This window comes from Pseudomonas zhanjiangensis, from assembly GCF_041027545.1.
Classification (GTDB): Bacteria; Pseudomonadota; Gammaproteobacteria; order Pseudomonadales; family Pseudomonadaceae; genus Aquipseudomonas; species Aquipseudomonas zhanjiangensis.
In genome coordinates, this window is the sequence record NZ_JBFTEG010000010.1 from 25812 (window position 1) to 40296 (window position 14485).

Annotated in this window: 16 protein-coding genes; 2 read left to right on the forward strand and 14 right to left on the reverse strand. The window is 64.3% G+C overall.

The genetic code is table 11. From position 1 onward, the window contains the following. The first annotated feature begins 82 nt into the window (after window positions 1–82). The gene (fliK, locus tag AB5S05_RS13280; RefSeq protein WP_369288003.1) at window positions 83–1627 is read left to right on the forward strand and encodes a flagellar hook-length control protein FliK; all 1545 of its coding nucleotides are present in this window, start codon (window positions 83–85) and stop codon (window positions 1625–1627) included. After that, window positions 1624–1947, forward strand: coding sequence for an EscU/YscU/HrcU family type III secretion system export apparatus switch protein (locus AB5S05_RS13285; RefSeq protein ID WP_369288004.1), 324 nt, complete (start codon window positions 1624–1626; stop codon window positions 1945–1947). Before fliK ends, AB5S05_RS13285 begins: the two co-directional genes overlap by 4 nt. Here AB5S05_RS13285 and AB5S05_RS13290 read toward each other — a convergent pair. The 14 genes from AB5S05_RS13290 to flhF all read right to left on the reverse strand — a co-directional run bounded on the left by AB5S05_RS13290 (window position 1928) and on the right by flhF (window position 14473). After that, on the reverse strand, window positions 1928–2371 hold the full coding sequence (locus AB5S05_RS13290; protein ID WP_369288005.1) for a rhodanese-like domain-containing protein: 444 nt from the start codon (window positions 2369–2371) through the stop codon (window positions 1928–1930). The genes AB5S05_RS13285 and AB5S05_RS13290 overlap by 20 nt on opposite strands. Before the next feature lie 118 nt (window positions 2372–2489). Continuing rightward, window positions 2490–2894 carry a DUF2802 domain-containing protein gene (locus AB5S05_RS13295; RefSeq protein WP_369288006.1) on the reverse strand — a complete coding sequence of 135 codons (405 nt, stop codon included), beginning with the start codon at window positions 2892–2894 and terminating at the stop codon, window positions 2490–2492. A gap of 3 nt (window positions 2895–2897) precedes the next feature. Further along, complete coding sequence (locus tag AB5S05_RS13300; RefSeq protein WP_369288007.1) at window positions 2898–3377, reverse strand: chemotaxis protein CheW; 480 nt, start codon at window positions 3375–3377, stop codon at window positions 2898–2900. A gap of 103 nt (window positions 3378–3480) precedes the next feature. After that, window positions 3481–4278: a CheW domain-containing protein gene (locus AB5S05_RS13305; RefSeq protein ID WP_369288008.1), complete on the reverse strand. Its 798-nt coding sequence runs from the start codon at window positions 4276–4278 to the stop codon at window positions 3481–3483. A gap of 87 nt (window positions 4279–4365) precedes the next feature. After that, the gene (locus AB5S05_RS13310) at window positions 4366–5154 is read right to left on the reverse strand and encodes a ParA family protein (RefSeq protein WP_369288009.1); all 789 of its coding nucleotides are present in this window, start codon (window positions 5152–5154) and stop codon (window positions 4366–4368) included. A gap of 51 nt (window positions 5155–5205) precedes the next feature. Further along, window positions 5206–6075, reverse strand: a complete 870-nt coding sequence (gene motD / locus AB5S05_RS13315; RefSeq protein WP_369288010.1) for a flagellar motor protein MotD — start codon at window positions 6073–6075, stop codon at window positions 5206–5208. A 16-nt stretch (window positions 6076–6091) separates the two neighbouring features. Then, a complete protein-coding gene (locus AB5S05_RS13320) occupies window positions 6092–6832 on the reverse strand; it encodes a flagellar motor protein (RefSeq protein WP_369288011.1) in 741 nt (246 codons plus the stop codon). A 25-nt stretch (window positions 6833–6857) separates the two neighbouring features. Next, a complete protein-coding gene (locus AB5S05_RS13325) occupies window positions 6858–7976 on the reverse strand; it encodes a protein-glutamate methylesterase/protein-glutamine glutaminase (RefSeq protein WP_369288012.1) in 1119 nt (372 codons plus the stop codon). 43 nt (window positions 7977–8019) lie between these two features. Next, window positions 8020–10197 (reverse strand): chemotaxis protein CheA, encoded by a 2178-nt coding sequence (locus tag AB5S05_RS13330; RefSeq protein ID WP_369288013.1) that lies wholly within the window; start codon window positions 10195–10197, stop codon window positions 8020–8022. A gap of 10 nt (window positions 10198–10207) precedes the next feature. Next, entirely contained in the window at window positions 10208–10996 is a 789-nt protein-coding gene (locus AB5S05_RS13335; RefSeq protein ID WP_369288014.1) for a protein phosphatase CheZ, read from the reverse strand. A gap of 19 nt (window positions 10997–11015) precedes the next feature. Continuing rightward, window positions 11016–11390 (reverse strand): chemotaxis response regulator CheY, encoded by a 375-nt coding sequence (locus AB5S05_RS13340; RefSeq protein ID WP_369288015.1) that lies wholly within the window; start codon window positions 11388–11390, stop codon window positions 11016–11018. Window positions 11391–11482: 92 nt separating this feature from the next. After that, a complete protein-coding gene (gene fliA / locus AB5S05_RS13345; protein ID WP_369288016.1) occupies window positions 11483–12229 on the reverse strand; it encodes an RNA polymerase sigma factor FliA in 747 nt (248 codons plus the stop codon). After that, window positions 12226–13056 carry a flagellar synthesis regulator FleN gene (gene fleN, locus AB5S05_RS13350; protein WP_369288017.1) on the reverse strand — a complete coding sequence of 277 codons (831 nt, stop codon included), beginning with the start codon at window positions 13054–13056 and terminating at the stop codon, window positions 12226–12228. The genes fliA and fleN overlap by 4 nt, the downstream gene beginning before the upstream one ends. Window positions 13057–13171: 115 nt before the next feature. Continuing rightward, window positions 13172–14473: a flagellar biosynthesis GTPase FlhF gene (gene flhF / locus AB5S05_RS13355; RefSeq protein ID WP_369288018.1), complete on the reverse strand. Its 1302-nt coding sequence runs from the start codon at window positions 14471–14473 to the stop codon at window positions 13172–13174. Window positions 14474–14485 lie beyond the last annotated feature (12 nt).

Consider the following 14485-nt stretch of genomic DNA (forward strand, 5'->3'; position numbering starts at 1 on the left):
TGGCCGACCCGCACGGGGCGGCATTATACATGCCGGCCCCGGCGCCTCGCAGTGCGCATTTTCAACAGGTTGTTACCCGCCCATGAGCGAAATCAGCAGCTCACGCCCTCTCCCAGCGACGCCGCCCAGCGCTCGCGCTGGCGTACAGGTCAATGATCTGGCGCTGAAGCTGCTGCAGCCGCTCCAGGGGCTGCTGGCCAGCGGTGAGACCGCCGCGGCCGAGGTGGTGTCACTCAAGCAGGAGGCGCAAAGCTTCCAGGTCATGCTCAAGCTGACCCTGGACAATGGCCGCCAGGCCACCCTGCAGGCCAGCAGCCTCAAGCCACTGGCCCAGGGCGCCAGCGTCGCCGTCACCGCCCTGTCGGAAACCCGCCTGGCGGTGGCCTTGCAAGCCGGAGGCGAGAAGCTGATGAGCAGCCTGGACCTGGACCAACTGCCAATCGGCAGCCTGCTGCAAGGCAAGGTCGTGAGCCGCGAGCAGCTGGCAACCGCCAAGGCGCAACAGACACTCTACCGGGTGGTGGTCAACCTGCTGAACACGCCGCTGGCGGGCAGCAAGCTGGCGCTCGAAACCCCCATGCCGCTGCCCGTCGGCAGCCTGCTCAGCGCCCAGGTGCAAGGCAGCCAGGCGCTGAACTTCCTACCCCTCAGCGGTCGCCTGGACCAACTGGCGCTGAGTCAGCAACTGGCCAACCAGCAGAATCGCCAGGGCTCGCTGGAAGGACTGTTCAAGGCCCTGCAGGGCCTGCAGGGGCAAGGCGAGCTGAGCGAAAGTCTGCGCGGCAGCATCGACAAGCTGTTCGCCGGCCTGCCCGACGCCGGGCAACTGAGCAGCGCCAAAGGACTGAGCCAGGCCCTGGAGAACAGCGGGTTGTTTCTCGAGAGCAAGCTGCTTGGCGGCCAAGCCGGTTCGCTGCCGACGGACCTCAAGGCCAACCTGCTGCGCCTGGTCAGCCAGCTGCTGCCCGGACTGCCGAGTGCCACGCCCCTGGCCTCGGCCAATGCCAGCGCGGCCCTGGGTCAGGCGATACCGGCGTTCGCCCGCGGCCTGCTGGGCTCGCTCGGGCAAGCCGATGCGCGCCAGCGCGCGCTGAGCTTTCCGCTGCCGTCCAGACTATTGCAGAACCAGGAGGGCGAAGCCGATCTCGAGGTCCTGCTGAAGCTGGCCGCCGCCGCCGTGGCGCGCCTGCAGACCCACCAGCTGTCCAGCCTGGCCCAGAGCCAGTTGGGGCCGGACGGCAGCCTGCTGACGACCTGGCAACTGGAGGTGCCGATGCGCAATCAGCAGGAACTGGTGCCCCTGCAGCTGAAGATACAGCGCGAAGAACCGCACAAGGCCGGCAAGCATGAACAGAAGGACATGCTCTGGCGGGTCGAACTGGCCTTCGACCTGGAGCCCCTCGGCCCGCTGCAGGTGCAGGCGCAACTGGCGCACGGCAGCCTGTCCGGTCAGCTGTGGGCCGAGCAGGCTCAGACCGCGAAGCTGATCGACGCCGAGCTGGGCACCTTGCGCGAGCGCCTCACCGCTGTCGGCCTGCAGGTTGGTGAATTGGCCTGCAGCCAGGGCGTGCCCCCGCAGGGCCCGAAAACCTCCCTGGAACAGCGCTGGATCGACGAAACCGCATGAACAAAGCAGCCCCCCGCCAGGCCATCGCCCTGACCTACGACGGTCACAACGCCCCCACGCTCAGCGCCAAGGGCGATGACGAGTTGGCCGAGGCGATCCTCGCGATCGCCCGCGACTACGAGGTGCCCATCTACGAAAATGCCGAACTGGTGCGCCTGCTGGCGCGCTTGGAGCTGGGCGATGCGATTCCCGAGCAACTGTACCGCTGCATCGCCGAGATCATCGCCTTCGCCTGGCACTTGAAGGGCAAATGCCCGCCCGGCTTCGGCCAGAACGACGCCCCCCCGGCGCAGCTGCTGCTCAGTGGTCCGCCTCGGTGATCAACGACACCGCGCCGGCCTGCCCCTTGCCCAGGGGAAAGTCGAAGAGCTGCCAGGCAAAGTAGCCACCGCGAAAATAGAACACCCTCATGTATCCCCAGCTGACCGCCAGCTCTGCCGCCAGCGCACTCTGCGGGCAAACCTCGCTGTCGCAGTAGATGACCAGCGGCATCTGCCGCGGCCAATGCGGCAGCGCCAGCGCACCGAACTGCTCGTCCAGATCCAGGTGTAAGGCCCCGCGCACATGGCCCCAGCCCCACTCCCTGGAGGGCCTGATGTCGACGAACACCGCACCGCGGTCATACAGGTACTTGGCCTGCAGCACATTGATCGTCATGGCGCCTTCTACCACCAGCGGAGCCTCTTGGGCCTGAACGGGCAACCACAGCCCCGAACAGAGCAGCAGAACAAGCAAAGCACGCATAACCAAATACCTGCGTCAGAACGCTTGTATTCAGTTTAGGTAGCCAAGAGGGGCCTGTTAGGAACGAATTAACCGCGGCAGGCTGGAGCTAAGAACCCCGCGCTATGGGGCTATCCACTCAGGATCGCTTCGATTTGGAGCCATGCAGCTTGCTGATCAGCTCGGCCTCGGCCTTGCTCAGGCCGCAGGACTGGGTCAGGTCATCGACGCTGGCCCCCAACCCCACCAGGCGCGCCGCCTGGGTAAAGGACAGGCTGCTGGGGTCGCGCTGCTCGATCTGGCTCAGCTTGTCCGGGAGCGGCGCGACGACGCGACGCAACTCCTGCAGCTCTTCGCCCATGCGCACGCTACCGGCCAGGTAGGTATCCAGGCGCCTGCCCAGCTCCTTGATCCGCTGGTCGCGCGCCGCGTCGCGCTCGGCCTGCAGCAGCTGCGCCTGGCGCTGCTGCATGGCCAGCCACACGCAGGTGCCGACCAGCCCCAGGCAGATCAGCGCGAGCAGGACCAGCGCGACCTCGAGCATGGCTTAGATGCTCTCCAGCTCGGACCACTCTTCTTCGCTCATCATCTTGTCCAACTCGACCAGAATCAGCAGCTCGCCATTCTTGTTGCACACGCCCTGGATAAACTTGGCCGACTCGTCGTTGCCGACGTTTGGCGCGGTCTCCACCTCGGACTGACGCAGATAGACGACCTCGGCCACGCTGTCGACCATGATCCCGACCACCTGCTTGTCGGCCTCGATGATCACGATGCGGGTGTTGTCCGTGACCGGCGCCGAATCCAGGCCGAAGCGCTGACGGGTATCGATGACCGTGACCACGTTGCCACGCAGGTTGATGATGCCCAGCACGTAGCTCGGCGCCCCCGGCACCGGCGCAATCTCGGAGTGACGCAACACTTCCTGCACCTGCATCACATTGATGCCATAGGTTTCGTTATCCAGGCGAAAGGTCACCCATTGCAGGATTGGGTCTTCAGCACCCTGTGCAGAACTCTTCTTCATGTCCTAGCCTCGTCTTGAGCCGCTCGCGGCGGCAGGCGCGGTTGACCCGCGGTCGTTACTGTAATCGTGCTGCGGGGCCACGCACAGCCCCGCCCCCATGTATTCAGCGCAGCTGACCATTGACCATGCGTTTGGCCGCGCCACTGGCAATCAGCTCGGCCAGCGCCGCCACATCGACCAGCGCGCACATGTGCTCGATCACCGTACCGGCCAACCAAGGCCGCTGGGCACGCTGGCTTCGCCACTTGATTTCGTCCGGCTGCAGGCGAATCGAACGGCTGACCTGATGCACCGCCAGCCCCCACTCATAGCCCTGCACGGAGATCACATACTGCAGGCCCTCGCGAAAGTCGTCGCGATAGCGATCGGGCATGACCCAGCGCGCGGTATCCAGAACTTTGAGGTTGCCGGCCTGGCTCGGCAGTATGCCGAGAAACCAGTCCGGCTGGCCAAACAAAGGGGTCAACTCCTGCCCGGCCAGCGGGTAGATCGAGCCCAGGCAAACCAGCGGCACCGCCAGGGTCAGGCCGGCGACATCGAACAGCAGGCACTCGAAGGATTCCTGGGCCCACTCCGGCCGGCCATCCAGCTGCAAAGCGGGCCGGGATTCGGCGGCGACCGGTTCGACCAGCGCAACCGTCTCGACGAGCGGCTCCTCGGCTACCGGCGCGACCACCACGGCCGGCCGCGGCGACTCGACGCTCGGTACCGCCAGCGGCACAACCTGGACGGCAGGCAGCAGCCGCCCCGAGTCGCGGGCCTGCTCTTCACGCACCGCGGCCTCGAACTCATCCGCGCTGACCGTCTCGGCCAGTTCGACGGCAGCCTCCTGCAGCAGACCGTCCAGATAAGACTGCAGGGCCAACTGGGGACGACTGGCGATGGCGGCGGGACGACTCATAGACACAACCCAAAAAAAGAATCTGTATAGCCTATCGGCCGCAGCGGCGACAGACTTGAGCAGCTAGACGCAAACAGATGGCTCACCTCAGGCCACCTGAGCCGCCGGCTGCAGTGAAATCAGGTGCTTGAGCAGGGCCCGGTAGGCGATCACCCCACGGCTGCCGGCATCGAACTGCGAGGGTGTCACGCCCGCCCGACTGGCATCGCGCAGGCGCGTATCGATTGGGATATAAGCCGGCCAGAGTTGCTCTGGATAAGCATTGCGCAACAGCCGCAGGGTGCTCAGCGAAGCCTGGGTGCGCCGATCGAACAGCGTCGGCACTATGGTGTAGGGCAACGCCTGCTTGCGTGAGCGATTGATCATCGCCAGGGTACTGACCATGCGCTCCAGGCCCTTGACCGCGAGAAACTCGGTCTGCACCGGGATCACCAGCTGCTGGCTGGCCGCCAGGGCATTGACCATGAGCACGCCCAGCAACGGCGGGCTGTCGATCAGGGCATAGTCGAAGTCTTGCCACAACTGCGCCAGGCTCTTGGCGATCACCAGGCCCAAGCCGCTCTGCCCCGGGGACTGCCGCTCAAGCGTCGCCAGCGCGGTACTCGAGGGCAGCAGGCTGATGCGCTCGTGACTGGTCGGCAGCAACAACTGCCCGGGCAGCCCCTGGGGTACCCCGCCCTGATGCAGAAACAAGTCGAACGAACTGTGCTCCAGCGCATCCGGGTCATGGCCGAAATAGCTGGTCATCGATCCGTGGGGATCGAGGTCGACCACTACCACTCGCTTGCCGGCATCGGCCAGCAGGCCGGCCAGGGAGATGGTGGTGGTGGTCTTGCCGACTCCACCTTTTTGATTGGCTACTGCCCAGACTCTCATGTTCTTCATCCTCCCGGCACGACACAGGTCCTACCGAGAACAGGCGCCGCCCTAGAGGGCCGGCGACGGGAGATTGACGGCACCCGCTTGCGGGGCCTGTGCAGCAGGCGCCGCTGCAGGTTGCGTGCCAGCGCGCCGCAGGGCGCTGTCGGGCGTGGCTTTGGCGCTGCCGACGCCGCTGACACTGCGGCGCACATCGAGGTTACGCGAGACCACCAGCACCACTCTTCGGTTGCGCGCCCGCCCCTCGGCGGTGGCGTTGTCCGCCACCGGCTGGAACTCACCATAGCCCACCGAGGCCATGCGTCCGGGATTGACGCCGTCCATGGCCAGCATACGCACGATGCTCGCCGCCCGCGCGGTGGACAGCTCCCAGTTGGTCGGAAACTGCGCCGTCTGAATGGGCTGGTTGTCGGTAAAGCCCTCTACATGGACCGGGTTGTCATAGGGCGCCAGGATCTTGGCGATTTTCTCGATCAGGTCGAAGGCGGCATTGTTTGGCAGGGCGTCGCCACTGGAAAACAGCAGGCTGGAACTGAGCTCGATTTCGATCCACAGCTCATTGCCGCGGACCTTGAGCTGATCCGCCTCGATCAGGTCGCCGAACGCCTCACGCACGGTATTGGCGATGCTCTGCAAGGAGTCGGCACTCGTCTGCAGACTCTGCTCATCGACCATCGAACGGTCCGGCTCGCTGGTCCGCGGCCGCTCTTCGCCGACGGGAATCGGCTTGATCGAGCGATCCGGCTGATTGAACACGCCGGTCAGGGTATCCGAGAGAATCTTGTACTTGCCCTCGTTGATCGAGGAAATCGAGTACATTACCACGAAAAAAGCGAACAGCAAGGTGATGAAATCCGCATAGGAAACCAGCCAGCGCTCATGGTTCTCATGCTCTTCATGGTTACGCCGCCGTGCCATTGCTCACCGCCCCTGGTCAGTCCATGAAGCCTTGCAGCTTCATTTCGATGGATCGCGGGTTCTCGCCCTCGGCGATGGACAGGATGCCCTCGAGGAGCATCTCGCGGTAGCGCGACTGGCGCACCGCAATCGCCTTGAGCTTGTTGCCCATCGGCAGCAACAGCAGGTTGGCAAAGCCCACACCGTAGATGGTGGCGACGAAGGCCACGGCGATGCCGCTGCCGAGCTTGCTCGGGTCGGCGAGGTTGCCCATCACATGGATCAAGCCCATCACCGCACCGATGATGCCGATGGTCGGCGCATAGCCGCCCATGCTCTCGAATACCTTGGCGGCCTGAATGTCACGGCCTTCCTGGGTGTAGAGGTCGACCTCGAGAATGCTGCGAATGGCCTCGGGCTCGGCACCGTCGACCAGTAGCTGCAGCCCCTTGCGCGCGAAGGGATCGGTCTCCGCATCCGCCACCGCCTCCAGGCCGAGCAGGCCCTCCTTGCGTGCGGTCAGGCTCCAGCCGACCACATGGTTGATACCACCCACCAGGTCGACGCGCGGCGGCAGCAGAATCCAGCGCAGGATCACCAGGGCACGCTTGAACACAGTGACCGGAGCCTGCAGGAAGGCGGCCCCCAGGGTACCGCCCACCACGATCAGCGCGGCCGGCCCATTGAGCAGGGCCGAGATATGCCCGCCCTCCAGGTAGTTGCCACCCAGAATGGCGACGAATGCCAGGATGACCCCGATTAGGCTCAGTACATCCATGCAGACCCACTCCCTGCAGGACGCATTACACGCAGGCCTCGGCCAGGTGCCGACCTATCTCGTCGAGGCTGTACACCGCGTCCACCAGATTGGCCTTGACCACGGCCATGGGCATGCCGTAGATCACGCAACTGGCCTCATCCTGGGCCCACACCTGGCTACCCCCCTCCTTGAGCAGGCGAGCGCCTTCGCGTCCATCGGCGCCCATGCCGGTCAGCACCACAGCCAGCACCTTGTCGCGATAGGACTTGGCCGCCGAACCGAAGGTGATGTCGACACAGGGCTTGTAATTGAGGCGCTCATCGCCCGGCAGGATGCGGATCGCACCACGGCCGTCGACCATCATCTGCTTGCCGCCCGGCGCCAGCAGCGCCAGCCCCGGGCGTAGCAGGTCGCCGTCCTCGGCCTCCTTGACGCTGATCCGGCACAACTTGTCCAGACGCTCGGCGAAGGCCTTGGTAAAGGCGGCAGGCATATGCTGGATCAACACGATAGGCGCGGGAAAGTTGGCGGGCAGCTGGGTCAGCACGCGCTGCAGCGCCACCGGGCCGCCGGTCGAGGTGCCGATGGCCACCAGCCGGTAGGCTTTGCGCTTGACCGCGGCGCCACCAGCCGGCGCAGAACTCGGCGCCGGCGCGGACACGCTGGCACTCGGGCGAGCGAGGCTAGGGACCGCCGCCGGCTTTCCCGGCGGGCTGGCGCTCGCCACAGGTGCGGCGGCCGCCAGCGAGCCCAGACCGCGCCTGTTGCTGCGGGCGATGCTGTGCACCTTCTCGCACAACAGCTGCTTGACCTTCTCCGGATTGCGCGAGATGTCCTCGAAATTCTTCGGCAGGAAGTCGACTGCCCCCGCGTCGAGGGCATCGAGAGTCACGCGCGCGCCCTCGTGGGTCAGCGACGAGAACATCAACACCGGGGTCGGGCAACGCTGCATGATGTTACGCACGGCCGTGATGCCATCCATCATCGGCATCTCGTAGTCCATGGTGATCACATCCGGCTTCAGCGCCAGCGCCTGATCGATTGCCTCGCGCCCATTGGTCGCGGTGCCGACCACCTGGATATTCGAGTCGGCAGACAGAATTTCCGACACGCGCCGGCGGAAAAAGCCGGAGTCGTCCACGACCAACACCTTAACAACCATACACACTCCCAAACGGCCCGGCCGCAGCCGGCACCGCAAACAATCAGATGCGCCGCGCGTAGCGCTTGAGCATGCTCGGCACATCGAGAATCAGGGCGATACGCCCATCGCCGGTGATGGTGGCGCCAGACATTCCCGGCGTGCCCTGCAGCATCTTGCCCAGCGGCTTGATAACCACCTCTTCCTGGCCGACCAACTGATCGACGACGAAGCCGATGCGCTGGTTGCCCACAGTCAGAATCACCACATGCCCCTCGCCCTGCTCTTCATGAACGGCGCTGCTGATCAGCCAGCGCTTGAGATAGAACAGCGGCAGGGCCTTGTCGCGCACTATCACCACCTCCTGCCCGTCGACCACGTTGGTGCGCGACAGGTCGAGGTGGAAGATCTCGTTGACGTTGACCAGCGGGAAGGCGAACGCCTGGTTGGCCAGCATCACCATCAGGGTCGGCATGATCGCCAGGGTCAGCGGCACCTTGATCACGATCTTCGAGCCCTGGCCCTTAACCGAAAACACGTTGACCGTGCCATTGAGCTGGGAAATCTTGGTCTTCACCACATCCATGCCAACTCCGCGGCCGGACACGTCGGAGATCTCGGTCTTGGTCGAGAAGCCGGGCGCGAAGATCAGGTTGTAGCACTCGAACTCGTTCAGGCGGTCGGCCGCGTCCTTGTCCAGCAGGCCCTTCTCCACCGCCTTGGCGCGCAATACATCGGCGTCCATGCCCTTGCCGTCGTCGGAGATCGACAGCAGGATGTGGTCGCCCTCCTGCTCGGCCGACAGCACCACCTTGCCGCCACGCGACTTGCCGCTGGCCTCGCGCTCCTCGGGGGTTTCGATGCCATGGTCGACGGCGTTGCGCACCAGGTGCACCAGGGGATCGGCCAGCGCCTCGACCAGGTTCTTGTCGAGATCGGTCTCCTCGCCCACCAGCTCCAGGTTGATCTCTTTCTTCAGGTTGCGCGCCAGGTCGCGAACCAGCCGCGGGAAACGCCCGAAGACCTTCTTGATCGGCTGCATGCGGGTCTTCATCACGGCCGTCTGCAGGTCGGCGGTGACCACATCGAGGTTGGACACGGCCTTGGCCATGGCCTCGTCGCCACTGTTCGAGCCCAGGCGCACCAAGCGGTTACGCACCAGCACCAGCTCGCCGACCATGTTCATGATCTCGTCCAGGCGCGCGGTGTCGACCCGCACCGTGGTCTCCGCTTCGCTGGCCGGCGGAGTTTTCTCCGCGGCGGGCGATGCCTTGGCCGGCTCGGCCTTGGCGGCCGGCGTGGCGGCGGCTTTCGCCGGAGCAGGCGCGGCCGCAGGCTTGGCTACCGGCGTGGCCGCCGCGACGGCGTTGGCCGGCGCTGCAGGCTCGCTGAACTTGCCCTTGCCATGCAGCTGGTCGAGCAACGCCTCGAATTCGTCGTCGCTGATCTCGTCGCCAGCAGCGCTCGCCGCGGCGGCTTGCTGGGCGGGCGCAGGCACCGGTGCGGAAACCTCGACAGGCGGGCTGAACTGCCCCTTGCCATGCAGCTGATCGAGCAAGGCCTCGAATTCGTCGTCGGTGATTTCATCGCCAGCGGCGGGCGCGGCAGCGCTCAGCTCGACCTGGGCGCTGACCACCTTGGGCGCCTGGCCCTTGCCATGCAGCTGATCGAGCAGCGACTCGAATTCATCGTCGGTAATGTCGTCGCTGGCGCCCGCGGCATCGGCCACGGTCGCCACCGGTGCGTCGAGCGCGTCGAGCAACTGCTCGAACTCACTGTCGGTGATGTCGCCGGACGCCGGCGCCTGGACCTCGACCGCGGCGACAGTCGGCGCCGCCTCGGTTGCCTGCCCGGCGGGCTCGGCCAGACGCGCCAGGGCCGCCAGCAGCTCGGGAGTGGCCGCCGTCGGCTCGACGCGCTCACGCACCTCGCCGAACATGCCATTGACCGCATCGAGCGCCTCGAGCACCACGTCCATCAACTCCGAGTCGACGCGCCGCTCACCCTTGCGCAGGATGTCGAAGACGTTCTCGGCAATATGACAGCACTCCACCAACTCATTGAGCTGAAGAAATCCCGCCCCGCCCTTGACGGTGTGAAAACCACGGAAAATCGCATTGAGCAGGTTCATATCGTCCGGCCGGCTTTCAAGCTCAACCAACTGCTCGGACAATTGCTCAAGAATTTCGCCGGCCTCTACCAGGAAATCCTGGAGGATCTCTTCATCGGCGCCGAAGCTCATAGACGTGCTCCTAAAATCCTAGGCTGGATAGCAGATCGTCGACATCATCCTGACTGGATGCGACGTCATCACGCTTATCGGCATGAATCTGCGGACCTTCACCGTGGGAAGGTTCTTTTTGTTGTTTTTGTTCGGCGCGCAATTGTTCGTGATCGTGCTCGATGCCGGCGAAACGGTCCACCTGGCTGGCCATCAGCACCAGCTTGAGCAGATTGCTCTCCACCTCGGTGACCAGTTGCGTGACCCGTTTGATCACCTGGCCGGTCAGGTCCTGGTAATCCTGGGCGAGCAGAATATCGTTGAGATGGCCGGACAGCTTGGCGCTGTCGCGCTCGCTCCGGGCGAGGAACAATTCGATCCGCTTGGCCAGCTCGCGAAAGCCATCTGCGCCTATCTCGCGACGCATGAAACGCGCCCACTCGGCGCTCAGGCTCTGCGCCTCGCTGGCCAGGTCGTTGACCAGCGGGGCACTCTCTTCGACCAGGTCCATGGTGCGATTGGCCGCATTCTCGGTCATCGTCACCACGTAGTTCAGACGCTCGGTCGCATCGGCGATCTGCGACACTTCCTTGGCGTGGGGTACCCGCGGGTCGAGCTGGAAGTTGACGATGGCGTTGTGCAACTCCCGCGTCAATTTGCCGACTTCGTGGTACAGGCCACGGTCGCGCAATTTATTGAGATCGTTGATCAGTTGGACCGCTTCACCGAACTTGCCGTTTTCCAGGCTGTCGACCAGTTGGCGAGCATTGAGTTTCAGGGTCGACTCAAGGTCGTCCCTTTGCGAATCATCGTGTTCCATAGCGCCCTCGCGGCAGACATCAGCCGTTGACCCGCTCAAAGATCTTCTCGATCTTTTCTTTCAGCACCTGGGCTGTGAACGGTTTGACTACATAACCATTCACCCCGGCCTGAGCGGCCTCGATGATCTGATCCCGCTTGGCTTCGGCAGTGACCATCAATACCGGTAGATGCTTGAGGCGCTCATCGGCACGTACGGCACGCAACAGGTCGATACCGGTCATACCGGGCATGTTCCAGTCGGTCACCAGAAAGTCGAAGCTGCCACTCTGCAGCATCGGCAACGCGGTGACACCATCGTCGGCTTCTGCGGTATTGGTGAAACCCAAGTCACGCAAGAGATTCTTGATGATCCGTCGCATCGTTGAAAAATCATCAACGATGAGGATTTTCATATTTTTGTCCAAGTCGACCTCCGTACAGTCCCAAACGCACCCAGTTCCTGGGTACGCCCTTAATCGTGAAACCGGCCTGCTAATCCAACTGTCTAGCGCGCGCGCCACTCGCTCAGCCGCGCCCGCAGACGCGCCGCGCACTGACTATGCAACTGGCTGACACGCGACTCACTCACACCCAGGACTTCGCCAATTTCCTTGAGATTCAGCTCTTCATCGTAATACAGCGATAACACCAGGCGCTCACGCTCGGGCAAGTTGGCGATGGCGTCGGCCAGCGCGCCTTGGAAGCGTTCGTCTTCCAGGTCTCGCGAGGGTTCTGAATGCGTGGAGCTGGCGTCTTCATGCAGGCCACCATGCTCGCCGTCCTGCAACAGGTCGTCGAAGCTGAACAGGCGGCTGCCCAAAGTGTCGCCAAGAATGCCGTAGTAATCCTCCAGACTCAATTGGAGTTCGGCCGCAACCTCGTGATCTTTAGCGTCACGCCCGGTTCTGGACTCAATTACCCGAATGGCGTCACTGACCATGCGGCTGTTTCGATGCACCGAACGCGGCGCCCAGTCACCTTTACGCACCTCATCGAGCATCGAACCGCGAATGCGAATACCGGCAAAGGTTTCGAAGCTTGCCCCCTTGCTCACGTCATACTTCTTCGCGGCTTCGAGCAGGCCGATCATCCCGGATTGAATCAGGTCATCGACCTGCACGCTGGCCGGCAAGCGCCCCAGCAGGTGATAGGCGATACGCTTGACCAGGGGCGCATAGCGCTCGATCAGCTGGTATTGGGAGTCTTGTGCCTGCGCCTTGCTGTACATACGGAGTCCAGGGGCTGCTGTCATACGGCGGCGTCCGCGGCTGGCTGATGAACCAGACGCTCGACGAAGAATTCCAGGTGGCCACGGGGGTTGGCCGGTAACGGCCAGGCGTCGACCTTCTGCGCGATCGCCTTGAATGCCAGGGCGCACTTGGACCGGGGAAACGCCTCATAGACCGCACGCTGCTTCTGCACGGCCTTGCGCACCGACTCGTCATAAGGCACCGCGCCTACGTACTGCAGCGCCACGTCGAGGAAACGGTCGGTCACCTTGGTCAGCTTAGCAAACAGATTGCGGCCTTCCTGCGGGCTATGGGCCATGTTCGCCAGGACGCGGAAGCGGTTCATGCCGAAGTCGCGATTGAGCAACTTGATCAGCGCGTAGGCATCGGTGATCGAGGTCGGTTCGTCGCACACCACCACCAGCACTTCCTGGGCGGCACGGACGAAACTGACCACCGAGTCGCCGATGCCGGCCGCGGTATCGACGATCAGCACATCGAGGTTATCGCTGATCTCGCTGAACGCCTGGATCAGGCCGGCGTGCTGCATCGGCGTCAGCTGGACCATGCTCTGGGTGCCCGAGGCGGCCGGCACGATACGCACGCCGCCCGGCCCCTGCAGCAGCACGTCACGCAGGTCGCATTCGCCGCTGATAACATCGGCCAGCGTGCGCTTGGCCGTCAGCCCCAGCAGCACATCGATGTTGGCCAGCCCGAGGTCGGCATCCATCAACATCACCCGCCGCCCGAGGTCGGCCAGCGCCAACGCCAGATTCACCGAGACATTGGTCTTGCCGACGCCGCCCTTGCCGCCGGTCACCGCAATCACCTGTACGGGATGCATACCCATGTTATCTACACACCTTGTCTGACGTTAGACTGGAACCCTGAGGCTGGTTGCGCCGGGCCGATATTCGCCCTGCCAAGCACTGCCCCACGTCGCAATACCACTGCCGCAGCAGCCATTAGCCGGCGCGTCGCGCCGGATGTTGATAGAGACCGGCGAACATCTCAACCATGGCCTCTTCACTCGGGTCCTCGGCGCTCTGCAAACCGACCGCACGACTGACCAACTGGTGGCTACGCGGCACCTGCAGGTCGTCGGGAATCCGCGGCCCATCGGTGAGATAGGCTACCGGCAGACGCTGGCCAATAGCCAGACCTAAAACCTCGCCGAGGCTGGTCGCCTCGTCCAACTTGCTGAGGATGCAGCCGGAGAGCCCACAGCGCTTGTAGCTATGATACGCCGCCTTGAGCACCTGGCTCTGGCTGGTAGCGGCCAATACCAGGTAGTTGCGAGCCTTGATGCCGCGACTGGCCAGCGCCTCGAGCTGCATGCGCAGCGCCGGATCACTGGCCGGCAGGCCGGCGGTGTCGATCAGCACCACCCGCTTGCGTGCCAGCGGCGCCAGGGCCTGGGTCAGCGACTCGCCCGGATCGACCGCAGTGACCGAGACATTGAGGATGCGGCCCAGGGTCTTCAGTTGTTCCTGGGCGCCGATGCGGTAGCTGTCCATGCTCACCAGGGCGATGTTCTGCGCGCCGTACTTGAGCACGTAGCGCGCCGCCAGCTTGGCCAGGGTGGTTGTCTTGCCCATGCCAGCCGGGCCGACCAGGGCGATCACCCCGCCCTCTTCCAGCGGTTCCTGCTTGGGCGTCTGAATAGCGTGGGCCAGATGGGCCAGGAGCATGCGCCAGGCCTGACGCGGTTCGGCGACATTGGCCACCCGCTCGAGCAGGACCCGCGACAGCTCGCCCGGCAGACCCATGCGCTGCAGGCGACGCCACAGATTGGCCTGCTTGGGACGGCGGTCCTGCATCTGCCCCCAGGCGATCGAGCCCAACTGCACTTCGATCAGTTCACGCAGGCCGTTCAGCTCGAAACGCATGGCCTCCAGTGCGCGCTGATCACCGGCCACGACCGGCTGTACCGGCGCCGCCAGCGGGGTGACACTCGGCTTATCGGCGGGCACCTCGGGCATCCCGCCAAAAAGCTGGCGATCCTTGCCGGCATCGGCCTGGCCGCGGGTGGCCAGCTCCGCCTGGGCCGAGGCGATCCGCGACTGGGTCTTGCGCAGCTCGGCCTCCAGCGCCGGGTTTGCCTGGCGAGCAGGTGCGGCAGGAATCTGGTAGTCCAGCGCCGCGGTCAGCTCGACACCGCCGGCAACCCGACGATTGCCGATGATCGAGGCATCCGCGCCCAGCTCATCGCGAACCAGCTTCATGGCTTGACGCATATCGGCGGCGAAAAAGCGTTTGACCTGCATGGCCTGTGACCT

What these genes read in the sequence shown, in the direction of transcription:
- fliK (WP_369288003.1), top strand. Translation starts at nt 83, where the DNA reads ATGAGCGAAATCAGCAGCTCACGCCCTCTCCCAGCGACGCCGCCCAGC.
- AB5S05_RS13285 (WP_369288004.1), top strand. Translation starts at nt 1,624, where the DNA reads ATGAACAAAGCAGCCCCCCGCCAGGCCATCGCCCTGACCTACGACGGT.
- AB5S05_RS13290 (WP_369288005.1), bottom strand. Translation starts at nt 2,371, where the DNA reads ATGCGTGCTTTGCTTGTTCTGCTGCTCTGTTCGGGGCTGTGGTTGCCC.
- AB5S05_RS13295 (WP_369288006.1), bottom strand. Translation starts at nt 2,894, where the DNA reads ATGCTCGAGGTCGCGCTGGTCCTGCTCGCGCTGATCTGCCTGGGGCTG.
- AB5S05_RS13300 (WP_369288007.1), bottom strand. Translation starts at nt 3,377, where the DNA reads ATGAAGAAGAGTTCTGCACAGGGTGCTGAAGACCCAATCCTGCAATGG.
- AB5S05_RS13305 (WP_369288008.1), bottom strand. Translation starts at nt 4,278, where the DNA reads ATGAGTCGTCCCGCCGCCATCGCCAGTCGTCCCCAGTTGGCCCTGCAG.
- AB5S05_RS13310 (WP_369288009.1), bottom strand. Translation starts at nt 5,154, where the DNA reads ATGAGAGTCTGGGCAGTAGCCAATCAAAAAGGTGGAGTCGGCAAGACC.
- motD (WP_369288010.1), bottom strand. Translation starts at nt 6,075, where the DNA reads ATGGCACGGCGGCGTAACCATGAAGAGCATGAGAACCATGAGCGCTGG.
- AB5S05_RS13320 (WP_369288011.1), bottom strand. Translation starts at nt 6,832, where the DNA reads ATGGATGTACTGAGCCTAATCGGGGTCATCCTGGCATTCGTCGCCATT.
- AB5S05_RS13325 (WP_369288012.1), bottom strand. Translation starts at nt 7,976, where the DNA reads ATGGTTGTTAAGGTGTTGGTCGTGGACGACTCCGGCTTTTTCCGCCGG.
- AB5S05_RS13330 (WP_369288013.1), bottom strand. Translation starts at nt 10,197, where the DNA reads ATGAGCTTCGGCGCCGATGAAGAGATCCTCCAGGATTTCCTGGTAGAG.
- AB5S05_RS13335 (WP_369288014.1), bottom strand. Translation starts at nt 10,996, where the DNA reads ATGGAACACGATGATTCGCAAAGGGACGACCTTGAGTCGACCCTGAAA.
- AB5S05_RS13340 (WP_369288015.1), bottom strand. Translation starts at nt 11,390, where the DNA reads ATGAAAATCCTCATCGTTGATGATTTTTCAACGATGCGACGGATCATC.
- fliA (WP_369288016.1), bottom strand. Translation starts at nt 12,229, where the DNA reads ATGACAGCAGCCCCTGGACTCCGTATGTACAGCAAGGCGCAGGCACAA.
- fleN (WP_369288017.1), bottom strand. Translation starts at nt 13,056, where the DNA reads ATGGGTATGCATCCCGTACAGGTGATTGCGGTGACCGGCGGCAAGGGC.
- flhF (WP_369288018.1), bottom strand. Translation starts at nt 14,473, where the DNA reads ATGCAGGTCAAACGCTTTTTCGCCGCCGATATGCGTCAAGCCATGAAG.